The organism is Candidatus Poribacteria bacterium (genome assembly GCA_028820845.1).
Taxonomy (GTDB): domain Bacteria; phylum Poribacteria; class WGA-4E; order WGA-4E; family WGA-3G; genus WGA-3G.
Window position 1 is genome coordinate 1 of record JAPPII010000125.1, and the last position, 14422, is coordinate 14422.

Consider the following 14422-nt stretch of genomic DNA (forward strand, 5'->3'; position numbering starts at 1 on the left):
TTATTTCGCAGCTATATTGATCACTGCTAACAAAATGTAAACACTACGTAGAGAATCTTTCGTCCAATTTGGAATCTAACGGGTTGTTCGCCTTTGATTTTGTCACCGCGTTTGTCTTTGACGGGTTCAAACGTCAGTGACCGGTTCGACAGATTTTCTTCAATAGCGGTATCCAAAGCGAAACGGGGAATGATTGAGGTAGGATAGACATCAACATAGGCAATATAGGTTGGCGCGTCAAGTTTTATCAACGTTTCCGTTTTGGGGCTGCCTATCACTTGACGTTGATATTGTCGGCTGCGGCCGAGTCCTTTTTGGATAGTTCCTTCTGTTTTGAAAACACCTACCGTTTCCAAATCGCCATCTACCATCTCTGGATTTTCCTTGCAGGTGAGGTGCGAAGTCGAAATTTCCACTATAGGTGGCTCTTGAAGCATGGCGCATCCGACTACACCGAACAGTAGAAGTAATGGCATGCTTAGTATCCATCTATTCATTGTTTTGCTCCTTTCTGGTTATAGCGTCTCACGGACATAAAATTTGACTTCGCGAATTGATGCCCCTATGAGTGGAATTTCAACACTTGCGTTTGCACCACGGACAGAATTTTGTCTATCTTCAATGCCGTCTGCGCTCATGCGTAGATAAAGTACTTCTCGTTCGATGCGGAAACGTACCGGACTGAGTCCTTCTATGTCCTTGTGTTGCTTGTCGGACACGCGTTCAAAGGCGACATCAAAGCGTGGTGGATCGTCGAGTGTTGTCATCATCGCGAAATTCGGGATCCGCCGCGATGCTGGATATACCTCTACATAGGCGACATAGGTGGGCGCATTGAGTTTGATAATTGCTTCTGTGCGACGTTGCCCTTCGACTTGCGTTATATAACGCCGTTGTGCATAGGCGAGTCGTCGACCCTCTCCCTCATGGAGATGGTACGCCTTGCGAACGAACCCCTTTACTGCAAATGTGCTTTCCGTCTCCAGATTACCGTCTACAAATTCCGGATTCGTCTCACAGGTAAGATCTGACGCTATCATCTCGTTAATGGGCTGGTTCAGGGCAGCACACCCCGTAATGCCGATGAGCAAAACAAACAGACCGTAGATTCGCATTTTTTATCTCCTGTTGGCTATTGGCAGCCGGTTGTTGGAACGGTAATCGACGGGCAATAATGCACTTCGCATGAATCAGAATCAACGGTATGAAGGTTCTCCGTGTGGCATTCCGAATCAACGGTATTCATGCCTTAAGGAAACCTGAACCGGGAGCGAGTACACCGCAGAATTGCCCTACTACAAATGAGCGGGTTCGTAGTAGTGCGATTTATCGCACGTTTGAAAATTACCGAATTAATAAATGAATCTTCATTCAGCCTACGCCCTAATATGCACAACCTAACAGATTATGTTACAGAGATAGTAACTTGCGTTAGGTTAGAGATTGGGGGCTGCGACGTTGAAACGTTCAGCGGCTTCGACGAGGCGGTTCCATGTGGGTTCCTCGATTGGTATCCCTTCGCGCAGACGTTTCTCACGACTCCGTTCTTCAAATTCTCCGGGTACATAAATTTCATCAATACCGGGCAATCGCGCAGATGACTTCACCCACTCTACGAGATACGCGATTTCTTGTTCGTAATCTGCAAGGTCGATGAAGTCCTCAATTTTGATTGCGAACATGACGATGCCACTTGCCCCACGTGTTGGGTTTTCACGGCTACATCCTGCCCATGAGAGTCCACCGGCGATGGCATCTATCATCACACCGAGTCCAAACCCTTTGTGTCCGAACTGAAAGCCGCCGAGCGGCATAACGGCTGTGTCCTGTGGACGTTCACGAAACGCGTTTGGGTCGGTGAGCGGTTTACCTTCGGCATCTATCATCCATCCTTCCGGTATGGATTCACCGCGTGCGGTCTGGACGAGCAATTTGCCACCTGCGACGACGCTGAGTGTCATATCGAGGAGGAGCGGTTCACCACCTTGACGTGGTACGGAGATTGCGATCGGGTTGGGTGGCAGTCTCCGAGAAGTCCCACCGTGCGGGTGCATGAAGCGTCCGCCACCGTTGAGTAAGACGATGCCAATCATCCCGGCACGGGCGGCAATTGGAGGATATTCCCCCATCCGTCCTGCGTGTCCACATTGGTGTAGACCGACCGCGCCGATGGTGCAGGTTTGTGCTTTTTCGACAGCCATTTCCATGGCTTTGCGTGCGGCGACCATACCGAGTGCGCGGTTAGCGTTGATGACAGTTGCTGCGCCGCTTTCTCTGACGATTTCCATTTTATCTGCGGCGGGACCATCTGCCATACCGCCGATGTAGTTGGGTGCGTTGATGACACCGTGTGAGTCGTGTCCGGCGAGGTTAGAATCGACGACGTGGTCGCTGACGATACGCGCATCTTCCTCTGTGCCGCCAGCACCGCGATAGATATCGTATACAAATTTTCTCAGCACATCGTGGGTTACAACTGGCATAAATGCCCTCCTTGAATTTGAAACTGGTGAAACATTTGATGAAACCTGCCTATTGTTTCGTCAAGTAAAAGTTGATAGGACAAAGGTCGCGAGCATAAAGAAACACCCAAGCAAAAACACTCGCTCCTACAAGAAGAAGGGACGTGTGAATCAACGTTTTCACGCCTCATTTCAAGTGTGACAAAGCACAATATTATCCGTTATACTTCGCGGAACCCGGTATCCGTGCGGTGCCAATTCTGCCCGTGATCGGGATCTCGGAACGGTATATTTCTGCCTAAGAGTTGTTTTAGCATGTCGCTTTCGCCTGCCAATTGGGCATCGGTCAGTTGACGCGGCATATCTTCTTGCGGATAGATGATCGATCTGTTGTACATACCGAGCAGTCCGACGCGTGGTGTATCGGTTAGGTTTGGACGCGATTGATGCCAGATTGCTCCGTTTGTGAACATGATAGAGCCTTTCGGTGCAGCAGCAACAGCCACCTCAAGCCCCTCTGCCTCTCCTAATTCGGGACGACGGAGCGTTTTGTGTGAACCTGGAATACATGCCGTTGCGCCGTTTTCTACCGTGAAATCGTCTAACATCCAAACGGTTTGTCCTGTGAGTGAACCTGATGGGAACGGGGCTTGCATTGCCCAATATGGGTAGTCGATATGCCAACCGCCTGCGGGTGCGCCGGGTCCGACAATGTTCGCCGTAAACGTGGAGGCGATAACATCTTCACCGAGCATTCGTTTCCATACTGCGACGACGGTCGGGTGCTGGATGAGCCGACGGAAGATAGGTGCTTTCCCGACGATTGCCCAGACGCGTCGGATTTTACCCTCTCCGTAGCTGTGGTCGTGTCCGTTTGCGATGTCTTCTTCGACCAATTTCCAGACTGTCTCGCGCGCTTCGTCTGCCTCTTCAGGAGTAATCACATTTTTAATGATATAGAATCCATCTTCGCGTAGGTCGTGCTCGACGCGATCAAGTATTTCTGAATCTAACGCTGATCTGATTTTTAGCATATCTCTACCTCTGGACTACCGGATACGGGGTAGCTTGCGGACTACCGCAATAATCTGATCTTCCAAATCGTCGGCATCGCTGTCTGGTACCCGATTGTGTTTATCCATCCATGCGATGTTTTCTGCGACACTCTCTGTAACCGGAATTTGCGGACTGAATTCAGGTAATACTGCTGTGAGTTTCTCGTGGCTGAAGATTTGGGTATGTCCAAAGTTGCCGCGTAACCCGCTGAACCGTTCGGGTGCCATTGCGATGAGGGTCTCTTGTGAGACGTGCACGATCTCTATGTCAACGCCGAGTGCTTCTGCGGCTGCACGATGCCATTCGTCCCATGTGCGTGCTTGTGGGTGGACGATGTTGTATATTTCGCCGAACGTTTCGGATCTCCCCAATATATCTGTAAACGCAAAACCTGCGTCTTTAGATGACAGGAACTGAAAATAGTTGAGTCCATCACCTGCAGAGAGGATCGGTTTGCCTTTGCGTAATCTATCAATCCAGCTGCCGTCTCCACCGACTTGCCGATGGAGGGGTATACCGGGTCCGTGTGTATAGGAGGGTTTGAAGATGGTTACGGGAAATCCATCGCGTGCGTGTGCTTCTAAGAGTAGGTTATCCGCTTCGATTTTGCCAAGTCCATAGCCTGATGTGCCTTGTAGCGGTGCGGTCTCTGGGAGGTTGATCCCGCTGAATGGGGGTCCGTAGGTCATCACTGTTGAGCAGTGGACGAAGTGTCCGACGCGGCCTTGGCATGCGCGCAATGCGGAGGCGGCATCGTCTGCGTTGAAACTAATCATATCTATGACGGCATCCCAGTTTTCGGCACCAACTTTCGTCTCAAAATCTTCGCGATCTTTTCGGTCGCCGTGGATGACGCGGACCTCTGGGGGTGATGGATCGACGTGTTGTCCGCGGTTGAACAGGACGATTTCATGGTTTCGGTTTTGTAAAGCGGCGACGATGCCACGGCTGATGTTGCCTGTGCCGCCGATGACTAAGACCTTCATGGGTTATTCCTTTCTCTATTAATGCGATTTCTGGTGCCATTGATTTGTGATGTTCTAAGCATTGATTCCGCTCTGATTATTGCTATTCAGAATTACTGCTGTCCTGCACGACAACCTTCTTGCGTTTCCTCCGTGTGAGAGAGATGCCCCCGAAACCGCTGATGATGGCGATGTAGAATCCGAAATCATACCACCATCCGGTATTGTTTGGTTCGTAGAGACGGATGTCGGGGTTAAACAGTTGCCAAATCAAGGAAATTGGCGCGATCCATCCGTGCCAGATGCCCCAAAAGAATCCGGCGGGTTTTTCTGTAGTATGCTTCCCATCGCCGGGGACGCACCCCGCAACGGTGATGAGTGTTATCAGTAGGAGTATGCAGATCAATTTTTGGACGTTCATTTTTCTATTCCCGGTTTGTTTCAAGTTGTAGCTACTGTGTGTCAACAATTGCTCGCGTCAATGCCCAATCTAACCGTCGTCGGTACTGTCCATCACGGCGTAAGCCTTTGAATGCTGTTAGAAAAACATCGTGGGTTTTCTTACGAATTGTTGTCAAGCGAGCGTTAAGTGTATCTATGTCTACGTGCCACGGCACGCCAATTTTTGTGATGGAACGGCAGTGAACACGGATAGGATAATCTTTCAATTCTTCTGGTAGACAGAAACGGATGGAGGCGGAGACGGTATTGTCTATCGCGATGAGTCCGAGATTTCCGTTCGGGTCGTTGAATACGATACTTCGGTTGCGGGAAGGTTGTGGTAGGTGTGTCTTTAGTTCAGCAAGCCTGCCGAGAAACTGATTGTTGCGCCAGATGCTAACATCTGATGTTGTTTCTGGTGTAAAGAGTGCCAGACCGACAGGATGCTCCGTGTCCTCGAACATATAGGAGGTGTCTCTTGTTTTATTTTTTTCTTTGATTTTGCCTTGCATGTGGGGGACTAAGGAGATGAAGTCGCGTAGCCGTTGCAGGAACAATCCGCTCCGGATGAACGCTTCTGGGATGATTGCTGCGACCCACTCACAGTGCGTCAAACACTGCTCAAGTGCGTATTTGTAGAGATCGTCATGACGAGTTGCTTCTGGGAAGGGTAATCCGCGGCGGGTTGCAGAATTGCGTGCTAACCATGGGGGATTGGTGATGCAAACAGTGAAGCCTTTGGGAAAGTTTGCGAGTGTATCCTGTTGTTCAACCCCTTTTGCCCCGGGTTCTATATCAAAAAATGCCCAATCTCGGCATCGTAGGTGTGCTGCGTCAATGAGTTGTGGGATGTCTTTAGCACCCGCAAAGGGTTCTAAGGCTATCTGTTGTTTTAGGTTAAGTGCTTTCGCCCACGTTTGGAACGGTTTTAGTTGAAAAGGGTTCCCGCGGGTGTAGTAGCGACCACTGGCTCGTTTTTTATCCATTTTCTTAGTGTTTTCAATAGATAGTGCTTCGTTAAGTTTGAATTTAAGGGTTAGTTCGTAGTAGTGCGATTTTGCGGCGTACTTGAAGAAACACCCCAGCAAAAACCCCAAATGCGATGTGCATTATCGCACGTCCCGAACGGGCAATGAATTGCCCTACTACAAACGGAGTTGCCCAATTTGGAATTGGATGGAACAGTAAGTAGGTCTCTGTAGGCATGTCTGTTCTTTGGTCCCAAGGGGATGGATAAGTTGTTTATTAACGCGTTATTTGGATTAATATAAACTTATTCGTTCTAAATGTCAAGTGGAATTTTCGTCATTTCGTCATTGACACCGATATCCGAATTTGGTATTATACCCGTAATACAAACTTCTAACCTACTTGGGGAAAAGAGGATGCGCCGATGCCAATTACAGACGCAATGCCGGAACTCAATCGAACACTACGGTTTTTTCCGGTCGAAAATGAAAATCCATCGACTTTAATATCTGCCCAAATCGAACACTTTAATGAAAAAGGATTTATTTCGCCGTTAGATGTCTTTTCTGAAGCGGAGATGGCGGCGCACCGCGCCTATTTCGATCAACTCATGGAGAAGGCGTTGGCGGCGGGAATGAATAGTTATTCCATTAACGGATGGCATACCAGTTGCCCGGGTATCCACGATCTCGTTACAGACGGTAGGATTTTGGATTATGTGCAGGATCTGCTCGGTGAAACTCTCATCTGTTGGGGGACACATTACTTCTGCAAGATGCCGGGTGATGTTAAGCAGGTGAGTTGGCATCAAGATGCTTCGTATTGGCCCCTGTCTCCAAGCAAAACTGTCACGGTATGGCTTGCTATTGACGATGCCGCTGTCGAAAATGGTGCAATGACCGTTATTCCGAAATCGCATCTGCACGGGCAGATTGCTTTTGAACGTAGCACGGCCGAAGAAAAGAATGTTCTCGGTCAGACAGTTCATAGTGCCTCTCAGTACGGAGACGCGCCTTTTCCGTTTGAGATGAGAGCCGGACAGATGTCGTTGCATTCGGACCTGCTGTTGCACGGTTCTGAACCGAACACTTCAGACCGACGGCGTTGTGGATTGACGATGCGGTTCGTACCGCCTGAGGTCCACGCTGCAAACGATTGGAACCAACGCGCGATTGTTGCGAGAGGCAGCGATCCGAGTGGGCATTGGGTGCATAATCCTCGTCCAACCGAAGATAGAATTCCAGAACGATAGGAAGATTTTTGAAGGTCAATCCAAATTATGTTTCCACGACGACTTATTTTTGCTGCTATTTCAATTAGTGCGGCTGCAAGTTTTGTCCTATTCGGCTATGAGTTTATCCGTTCCGTGTCCTCCTCTCTGTTCATTGATGCGTACGGTGCAGAGAACCTACCGCGTGGGATGATAGCCGTTCCACCGAGTATGATCGTAATGTTGTACTGCTACGGTCGTCTGCTTTCGTGGCAGGGGGCGACGCGTGCATTGGCGATAACTTCCGTTTTTTCTGGTATTTTAATCCTTGGCTGCTACGCTGCACTCGCCCGCGGCGTGCATTTCGCCGCGGTGATCATTTATGTGTTTCGTGAAGCGTATATCGTGATCGTCATTGAGCAGTTCTGGTCGTTTGTAAACAGTGTACTGACGACTGAACAGGCGAAGCGAATTAACGGTCCCTTTTGCGCTGTTGCGTCTATGGGTTCGTTTCTGGGTGGCAGAACTGTAAGTATGTTGGCGACCGAGTTAGGCTCTGAACCGTTATTGCTGTTCACAGCGGCATCCCTTGTTCCGACGGCGGTTTTCGGTGTCCTTGCTTACAAGTTTGGCGGTGAGCCTAAACCGAGTGAAGAAGAGGCGGGTGGCAGGTTGGGGCACATCGGTGTAAAAGTGCTTTTTCGTTCTCGGTATTTGATTTTTATCGGCGCGTTGATTCTAAGCACGCAGGTGGTCTCTACTGTACTGGATCTCCGTTTCAACGGATTAGCGGAGTCGGAAATACCGGATAAAGATATGCGGACGGCGTTTTTCGGTGGGGTCTATGGCAACCTCGGATTGGCGGCGGGTATTTTGCAACTATTGGTTGTGCCGCTCGCACTGAGATTTGTCGCGCTACGTTATATTCATCTCGGTATCCCGATAGTCCACTTCGTCAGCAGCTACATTCTGACGGTATCCCCTTCACTTCGGAATGGCACCGCGGCGTATACCATTTTTAAAGCCTTGGATTATTCGATTTTTCGGGCAGCGAAAGAGTTATTCTATATGCCGCTCTCTTATGACTCGCGATATCGCGCCAAACAGGTTATTGATTCGTTTGGATACCGATTCTCGAAGGGTGGGAGTGCGGGTGTGATTGAACTTGTCCGATTGGGTGTGGGAACGGTTGCGGGTATTGCATTCTCAATTACGGCTATGGTGGCGGCGATGGTGTGGGGACCGATTGCTTTTAGTTTGACCCGGATGTATCAGCGGTTGGTAGGAGAAACCGGAACAGAGAATCAGAATTAGTACCTCTTCTACAGATGGCTGTCAGTGGATGATAGAAGTTTGGGCGGGAAGGTCCGGTGCGGTTAGGAAACCGCACCTACCGATTTTAGGGAGTTACGCGTTTGATTCAGATTTCATAACGCACAAGTTTTCGTGCTGCATCGACGATCTGATCGGCATTGGGAATAACAAAATTCTCCATCACGGGTGCAAAAGGGACAGGCACTGGTATCGCTGCGACCCGTTCAATCGGTGCATCCAGATAATCGAAGGCTTCCCGCACGACGAGCGCTGCGATCTCTGCACCGAAACCGGCTCTGCCGACTGCCTCATGCGCGATGAGCAACCGATTCGTCTTTCGGACGGAGTCGAGTATACTGTCTTTATCGAGCGGCATCAACGTTCTTGGATCGATAACTTCAGCGGAGATGCCTTCATCGGCAAGTGTATCTGCGGCGATGAGTGCGTTCAAGACCATCCGTGAAGTTGCGAGAATCGTTACATCTTCACCCTCGCGTTTCACGTCCGCTACACCTAACGGAATTGTGTATTCTTCCTCGGGAATCTCACCCTCTTCTGTGTAGAGGAGTTTGTGCTCAATAAACATGATCGGGTTGTCGTCTCGAATCGCTGTTTTCAGTAACCCTTTTGCATCGTAGGGTGTAGAGGGCATGACGACGAGTAGTCCTGGGATATGCACGAACCACGCCTCAAGGCTCTGTGCGTGCTGCGCTGCCGAGGATCGACCGGCACCGCCTTGGGTACGAATCACGAGTGGCACATCTAACTGTCCACCGACCATATAACGGATTTTCGCGACTTGGTTCACGATTTGGTCCATACCGACTGCTGTGAAGTCGATGTACATGAGTTCAGCGACGGGACGCATCCCTGTAACCGCTGCGCCGAGGGCGGTTCCGATGATGGCGGCTTCCGAGATTGGTGTGTTTCGGATACGGTCTTTCCCAAATTCTTGGTGGAGTCCGTCTGTCACTTTGTAGGCGCCGCCGTATTCGGCAATATCCTCGCCCATTATAAAGACGGCATCGTCGCGTTCCATCTCCTCTGCCAACGCTTCTTTGAGTGCGTCGCGATACGTGATTGTTTTCATTCATTCTCCTTTGTCTCTTTTGAAGGGTTCTGGCGTGCACAAGGTCTATGGCTAAAACCCGGTGCGGTTCCAAACCGCACCTACCGGGTCTGAGGGAAATTTTTAAAACGCTTTTTCTGCCTTCAGCCATTCAAGTGTCTGCGCGAATGCTGCGACCGTTTTTGTAATGTCTTCTTCGGTATGTGCTGCAGTGGTCATGCCGCCGTTGCTGGCGAGATCTATACCGTTTAGCAACATGCCACACCGGAGACGCGTTAACATATCGGCATCACTACTGCCTTTCAATTTCCGATAGTCCCATGCGTATGGATCGAAGTCGCCGGTACGCATATCCTTTTCACCGTGTCCGACGAGGAGCTTAAGCCCTGAAAATTCGCCGTAAACGACCCAGTCGAGTTTGTAGTCGTCGATAACGCTGTTCAGTTCCGTGCGGAGTCGTGCAGCAGGGTCGTTTGCTTGCTTGTTCGGTTCGCCTGTTTTGACTAAGTTGAGCATGGCGATACCGGCAGAGGCGGAGAGAGGATTGGCGTTAAAAGTGCCTGGGTGTGGCATTTTCAAACCGTCGGCTTCTGATTTCATGGAAATCAGTTCGAGAACCTCTTTTTTCCCCGCGAGTGCGCCGCCTGGGAGTCCGCCTGCTAAGATTTTCGCCAGTGTTGTCATATCGGGTGTAACGTTGTAATGTGCTTGTGCGCCGCCCGGGGCAACTCGGAATCCGGTAATCACTTCGTCGAAAATCAGGAGGACACCGTGTGCTTCTGTCACCTCGCGGAGCTGCTTTAAAAATGTACCGTTGGTCGGGACGGTACCGAAGGAAGCACCTGTCGGTTCAAGAATAATACACGCGATATCTTTATTTGTTTTCAGTTGCGTTTCAACGGCATCAATGTCGTTGGGTGGGCATAGCAGCGTTGTATTCCGTACTTCTTGTGGGATACCAGGGACGCTCATATCGAAAGGTGGGTATGCGCCTAAGATGACACTGTCGTGCCAACCGTGAAAATGCCCTCTGAATTTCAACACCTTGTTTTTGCCCGTGTAGGTCCGCGCAAGACGGATTGCCATCAGTGTCGCCTCTGTGCCGGAACTCACAAAACGGACGCGCTCTGCTGATGGAATTAACTGCGTCACGAGTGAACCCCATTCCAATTCCAATGGATGGCAGGCACCGTAGTGTGTGCCTCGCTGCATCTGCGTCGTCACCGCTTCTACGACTTCGGGTGGATTATGACCGAGGAGGAGTGCCCCGTGACCCGTCCAGTAGTCGATGAACGCTTTGTCGTCAAGTCCCCATTTCTTGGAGCCTTGTGCGTGGGTGATATAGATTGGGAAAGGGGACATATACCGCCCATCATGTGTTACGCCGTCGGGGAACAGTTGATTTGCGACATCTGACATTTCTCTGTCTTTTGCAAAAGTCTTTTGATAACGCTCTAAAATAGTGTGCATCTTTTTCCCCCTTTGAGTGCCGAAAAATGGAGTAGTTTCTTAACCATGAACAGAATTATATCATATTTTTCTTTTATTTGCGAAGTGATTTTGAGTTGTTGGATGGGTCGTGGAAATTTGACAAAAAATCTGAAGCCTTATACAATAGTCAAAAAATGAATGTGGGAGACAAAATGAAACTTGCAATATGCAACGAAATGTTTGAAGATTGGAAAATAGAAGATGTTTTCACCTATACCGCCGAATTGGGCTATGAGGCTGTTGAGATTGCCCCGTTTACACTGGCGGATTCGGTGTTAGACATTAGCGACGCTGAACGGTCGCGTATCCGCAAAGCTGCCGATGATGCACAGATAGAGATTGCCGGACTCCATTGGCTGCTTGTTTCGCCGCCAGGACTCTATATTAACCATCCTGATGCTGATATCCGTGAAGAGACGCGCGATTATTTCCTCGCCCTCATTAACTTGTGCGCCGATTTAGGCGGTGAGGTGATGGTGATTGGTTCACCACAGCAACGGAATGTGATAGATCCGCTCTCTTTTGAAGAGGCATGGGGTTATGCGCGCGATACATTTACCGAAGGCGCAGCACTCGCCGGTGAAAGGGATGTAATGTTGTGTATGGAGCCGTTGTCGAGCGACCAGACGAATTTTATCACGAATCCCGACAAAGCCGTTGAGATGGTAAATGCCGTGAGTCATCCTAATTTTCAGATGATTTTGGATGTCTGTAGTACTGCGAAAGAAGGGTTGGATATGCCGACGCAGATTCGGAACTGCGCGCCGCACGTCGCACACTTCCACTCTAATGACGACAACGGATATCTGCCGGGTTCTGGCACTGTGGATTATCCACCTATCATTGAAGCCTTGAAAGCGATTAATTATAGCGGTTACGTCTCGACGGAAGTTTTCGACTTCAAACCAGATCCGCAGACGATTGCGAAAAAGAGTATCGAATTTCTCAAGTCGCTGTTGTAGGAGAAGCACATGAACACCCCTATCCATGAGTGCTATGATGCCTATAGCACACTCAAAGCCGAAATGAGTCGTTGGCTCAGACAGAGTATGCTACTTGATCCGCCGGGTCCGAACGATGGCGGTGAGGACGAAGCGAACTATGCGCTGGCGTGGTTTCCACATTATTTAATCACCGGTGATGCAAACATTTTGCGGCACTTCGATATGCTCAAGGCGGCACTGCAAGGTTGGGTGAAGCGTGATTGTGTCCACGGTTACGAACCGAAAGCCGAAGCACATCACGGACCGGAACCGTTCCTACTTTTTCTGCCCCGTTACATTGGATTGAAACCCGAAGATACCGAAGCCGTTCACCTTTTGACAGATGCTGCTGAACATATCGGAAACTGGGTGCCAGAGATCCCGCCGTGGTACGACTATGATCAGGATACCTTTATCGGCTATAACATCGGTAGTGAATTCGTAACGAATGAGGAAAGACACACTTATGAGCTGGCGGAGCATTTTCGGTTTATCCACATCGCCATTGCAGCGTATCGTGTAACAGGTGAAGAACGCTATCTGACATGGGCGTTGCGATACGGCACAAAACGCGCCAAGCAGCTGATAGCTGCACCCAGCCCGATGCCGCTGCTCTGGACGCATGACGGAAAGGGTCTTGACGAAGCCGCAGTTGACGCAAAGAATTTACACGGTCTTGTTGCAAGTCCGCATCATATTCCTGATGATCCACTCGTTGGGATTGAGGTTTTGCTGGCTTCTGGTGCGATCTATGCCTTAGGCGATCTCTATCTGTTGTCTGGCGAGGATGTCTTCAAAACGGCAGCGAAGCGAATTGCTGAACCGTTAGTAGCGTCGTTGTCTGATCCGTATAACGATCCTGCAGCAGCTGCGCTGAGTTACTATCGTTGGACGTTTGAGGATACTGGGTTTGACGACGGAATCCGTGCGGGGTTAGCGGAGCTTCCTGATGAACCCCCGGAGTTGTTGGCGTTGGTTTTCCCGCAAGAGATACGCCGTCGAGAACCCGGTGTCGGCAAACGGGCGGATATGGCGTATTGGGGTGAATGGTCGGATGATGGCTCCGTAAAGCCAATTCAGGAACCGTCAACAGCTACCTGGACGTTGGCATATCAGGTGACAGGAGAGGTTGCCTACGCGATGCGTGCGTTGCGAAGTGCTGCGACACGTCTGCAGATAGCGAGACGTGTGTTGCGCGGCGGACGCGAACATGCGGATATGGGCGGCGCGGTCTGCTCGGTTGCAGCCGGACATGGACGGAATTGGGGACAAGGTGCGGTCACTGCTTGCTACGGTCCTCTGCTTTTGGGGACGCGAGAGGTACAGAGCGAAGTTACACAACTTCTGGAAGTCCGACAGGGTGACCGGCGAAGCCATCCATCGTCACTTTTCTCTTTGGTGCGTCCTCTACTCGGTGCGGGAAAGCGCGCGGAGGTAACTTTCTATAACGGTGGTAATTCACCACTCACGGTTTTGTGGCGATTGAAAACGGATGAAGCAACCGCATGGAATACAGCAACGCTTGGTGTCGCTGAAATGCAACAGTATTCGCTTTAATTTTTAAGATTCTGTGCGACGAGTATCACATCCAGAATGTTGACAGTGCCGTCTCCGTTTACATCAGCCTCAGCATCCGTGCTTCCGAAGCGAGAACCCACGAGGGTGAGGTCTAAGATATTCACAACGCCATCGGCATTCACATCGTAGAGTCGCGTGGCTGGGAGTAAATTGGATTTGACGAGTTCAAAGACGATGTCCTGACTGGTTTCAAATTTAACGGGTCCGATATCCGGGGCAAGCCATTGGTAAGAGATGGATCGGGTTACCCCTAACGCAGCGGTTGTTTTTGTATACGTTTGAATTTTTACACAGTTTTTGAACGTTCTTTCCGATGTTTTTACATCCTCAATGGCAACGACTTCGTTTACACTGGAGACCGTAACTGCACCTACCAGAACGACCTCCGTTTCTCCGTAAATCTCCCAAGTTTTTGTGAGTCCAAGTTCTGCTGGAAAGAGAGTAGCAGGTGGTGAGAATTCTAAGCTTGTGACCTCAAAGACATCTCCAAGAGATGGGAGGATTCTATGGATTTTGATTCCTTCTTCGTCTGTCTGTATAAAGAATGTGCTGGTATTTGCTTTGCTTGTACCTAAAACTGTATTTGTAATTCTAAGTGTGCGTACCGATTCTCCGTTAAATTGTTCGCGGGTTGTTCCGATTGCGTAAGTGATCCGTTCAGTGCCGTCTTCACTCTCTAAAATCCAGATGTTTCCGACATCAACAGGATAATAGTTTTGTGCGTTTGTTGTGTTGATGAAAACGCAGAGCAGAACGGTGAGCAGAACCGTATTTCTAATCATTGTGTTCCTTTTTGTTTAGAGGAAACGGGTTACGAACATGTCTTCAGTGTTCTGAAAAAACGCCTTGGTGATAACACCAAGGCGTTTGCGTTAATTGTGTTT

Annotated in this window: 14 protein-coding genes; 4 read left to right on the top strand and 10 right to left on the bottom strand. The window is 49.7% G+C overall.

Features of this window, described 5'->3' with window-relative positions:
- Positions 1-26: 26 nt before the first annotated feature.
- The 7 genes from OXN25_24740 to OXN25_24770 form a co-directional block, all read right to left on the bottom strand.
- Entirely contained in the window at positions 27-497 is a 471-nt protein-coding gene (locus tag OXN25_24740; protein ID MDE0428075.1) for a hypothetical protein, read from the bottom strand.
- Positions 498-515: 18 nt separating this feature from the next.
- Positions 516-1115 carry a hypothetical protein gene (locus OXN25_24745; protein MDE0428076.1) on the bottom strand — a complete coding sequence of 200 codons (600 nt, stop codon included), beginning with the start codon at positions 1113-1115 and terminating at the stop codon, positions 516-518.
- A gap of 321 nt (positions 1116-1436) precedes the next feature.
- Positions 1437-2483 carry an Ldh family oxidoreductase gene (locus OXN25_24750; protein MDE0428077.1) on the bottom strand — a complete coding sequence of 349 codons (1047 nt, stop codon included), beginning with the start codon at positions 2481-2483 and terminating at the stop codon, positions 1437-1439.
- Between the two features lie 200 nt (positions 2484-2683).
- Complete coding sequence (locus OXN25_24755; protein MDE0428078.1) at positions 2684-3496, bottom strand: phytanoyl-CoA dioxygenase family protein; 813 nt, start codon at positions 3494-3496, stop codon at positions 2684-2686.
- A gap of 15 nt (positions 3497-3511) precedes the next feature.
- Positions 3512-4504: an NAD-dependent epimerase/dehydratase family protein gene (locus tag OXN25_24760; protein ID MDE0428079.1), complete on the bottom strand. Its 993-nt coding sequence runs from the start codon at positions 4502-4504 to the stop codon at positions 3512-3514.
- Positions 4505-4586: 82 nt separating this feature from the next.
- Complete coding sequence (locus OXN25_24765; protein ID MDE0428080.1) at positions 4587-4904, bottom strand: hypothetical protein; 318 nt, start codon at positions 4902-4904, stop codon at positions 4587-4589.
- Positions 4905-4935: 31 nt separating this feature from the next.
- On the bottom strand, positions 4936-5910 hold the full coding sequence (locus tag OXN25_24770; protein ID MDE0428081.1) for a hypothetical protein: 975 nt from the start codon (positions 5908-5910) through the stop codon (positions 4936-4938).
- 407 nt (positions 5911-6317) lie between these two features.
- Between OXN25_24770 and OXN25_24775 the strand changes: the two genes are divergently transcribed.
- Together OXN25_24775 and OXN25_24780 are read left to right on the top strand one after the other, a co-directional pair.
- Entirely contained in the window at positions 6318-7145 is an 828-nt protein-coding gene (locus OXN25_24775) for a phytanoyl-CoA dioxygenase family protein (GenBank protein MDE0428082.1), read from the top strand.
- 27 nt (positions 7146-7172) lie between these two features.
- Complete coding sequence (locus OXN25_24780; protein MDE0428083.1) at positions 7173-8417, top strand: Npt1/Npt2 family nucleotide transporter; 1245 nt, start codon at positions 7173-7175, stop codon at positions 8415-8417.
- A gap of 106 nt (positions 8418-8523) precedes the next feature.
- Here the strand turns inward: OXN25_24780 and OXN25_24785 are convergent, their stop codons facing one another.
- Both OXN25_24785 and OXN25_24790 read right to left on the bottom strand, forming a co-directional pair.
- Entirely contained in the window at positions 8524-9507 is a 984-nt protein-coding gene (locus OXN25_24785; protein MDE0428084.1) for an alpha-ketoacid dehydrogenase subunit beta, read from the bottom strand.
- Between the two features lie 102 nt (positions 9508-9609).
- On the bottom strand, positions 9610-10956 hold the full coding sequence (locus OXN25_24790) for an aminotransferase class III-fold pyridoxal phosphate-dependent enzyme (GenBank protein MDE0428085.1): 1347 nt from the start codon (positions 10954-10956) through the stop codon (positions 9610-9612).
- Positions 10957-11129: 173 nt separating this feature from the next.
- On the opposite strand from OXN25_24790, the gene OXN25_24795 reads away from it, so the two are divergent.
- Positions 11130-11939, top strand: a complete 810-nt coding sequence (locus tag OXN25_24795) for a sugar phosphate isomerase/epimerase (GenBank protein ID MDE0428086.1) — start codon at positions 11130-11132, stop codon at positions 11937-11939.
- 9 nt (positions 11940-11948) lie between these two features.
- Positions 11949-13517 carry a hypothetical protein gene (locus tag OXN25_24800; protein MDE0428087.1) on the top strand — a complete coding sequence of 523 codons (1569 nt, stop codon included), beginning with the start codon at positions 11949-11951 and terminating at the stop codon, positions 13515-13517.
- Here the strand turns inward: OXN25_24800 and OXN25_24805 are convergent.
- Complete coding sequence (locus OXN25_24805; GenBank protein ID MDE0428088.1) at positions 13514-14320, bottom strand: dockerin type I domain-containing protein; 807 nt, start codon at positions 14318-14320, stop codon at positions 13514-13516. The two genes, OXN25_24800 and OXN25_24805, sit on opposite strands and share 4 nt — an antisense overlap.
- Positions 14321-14422: the final 102 nt, after the last annotated feature.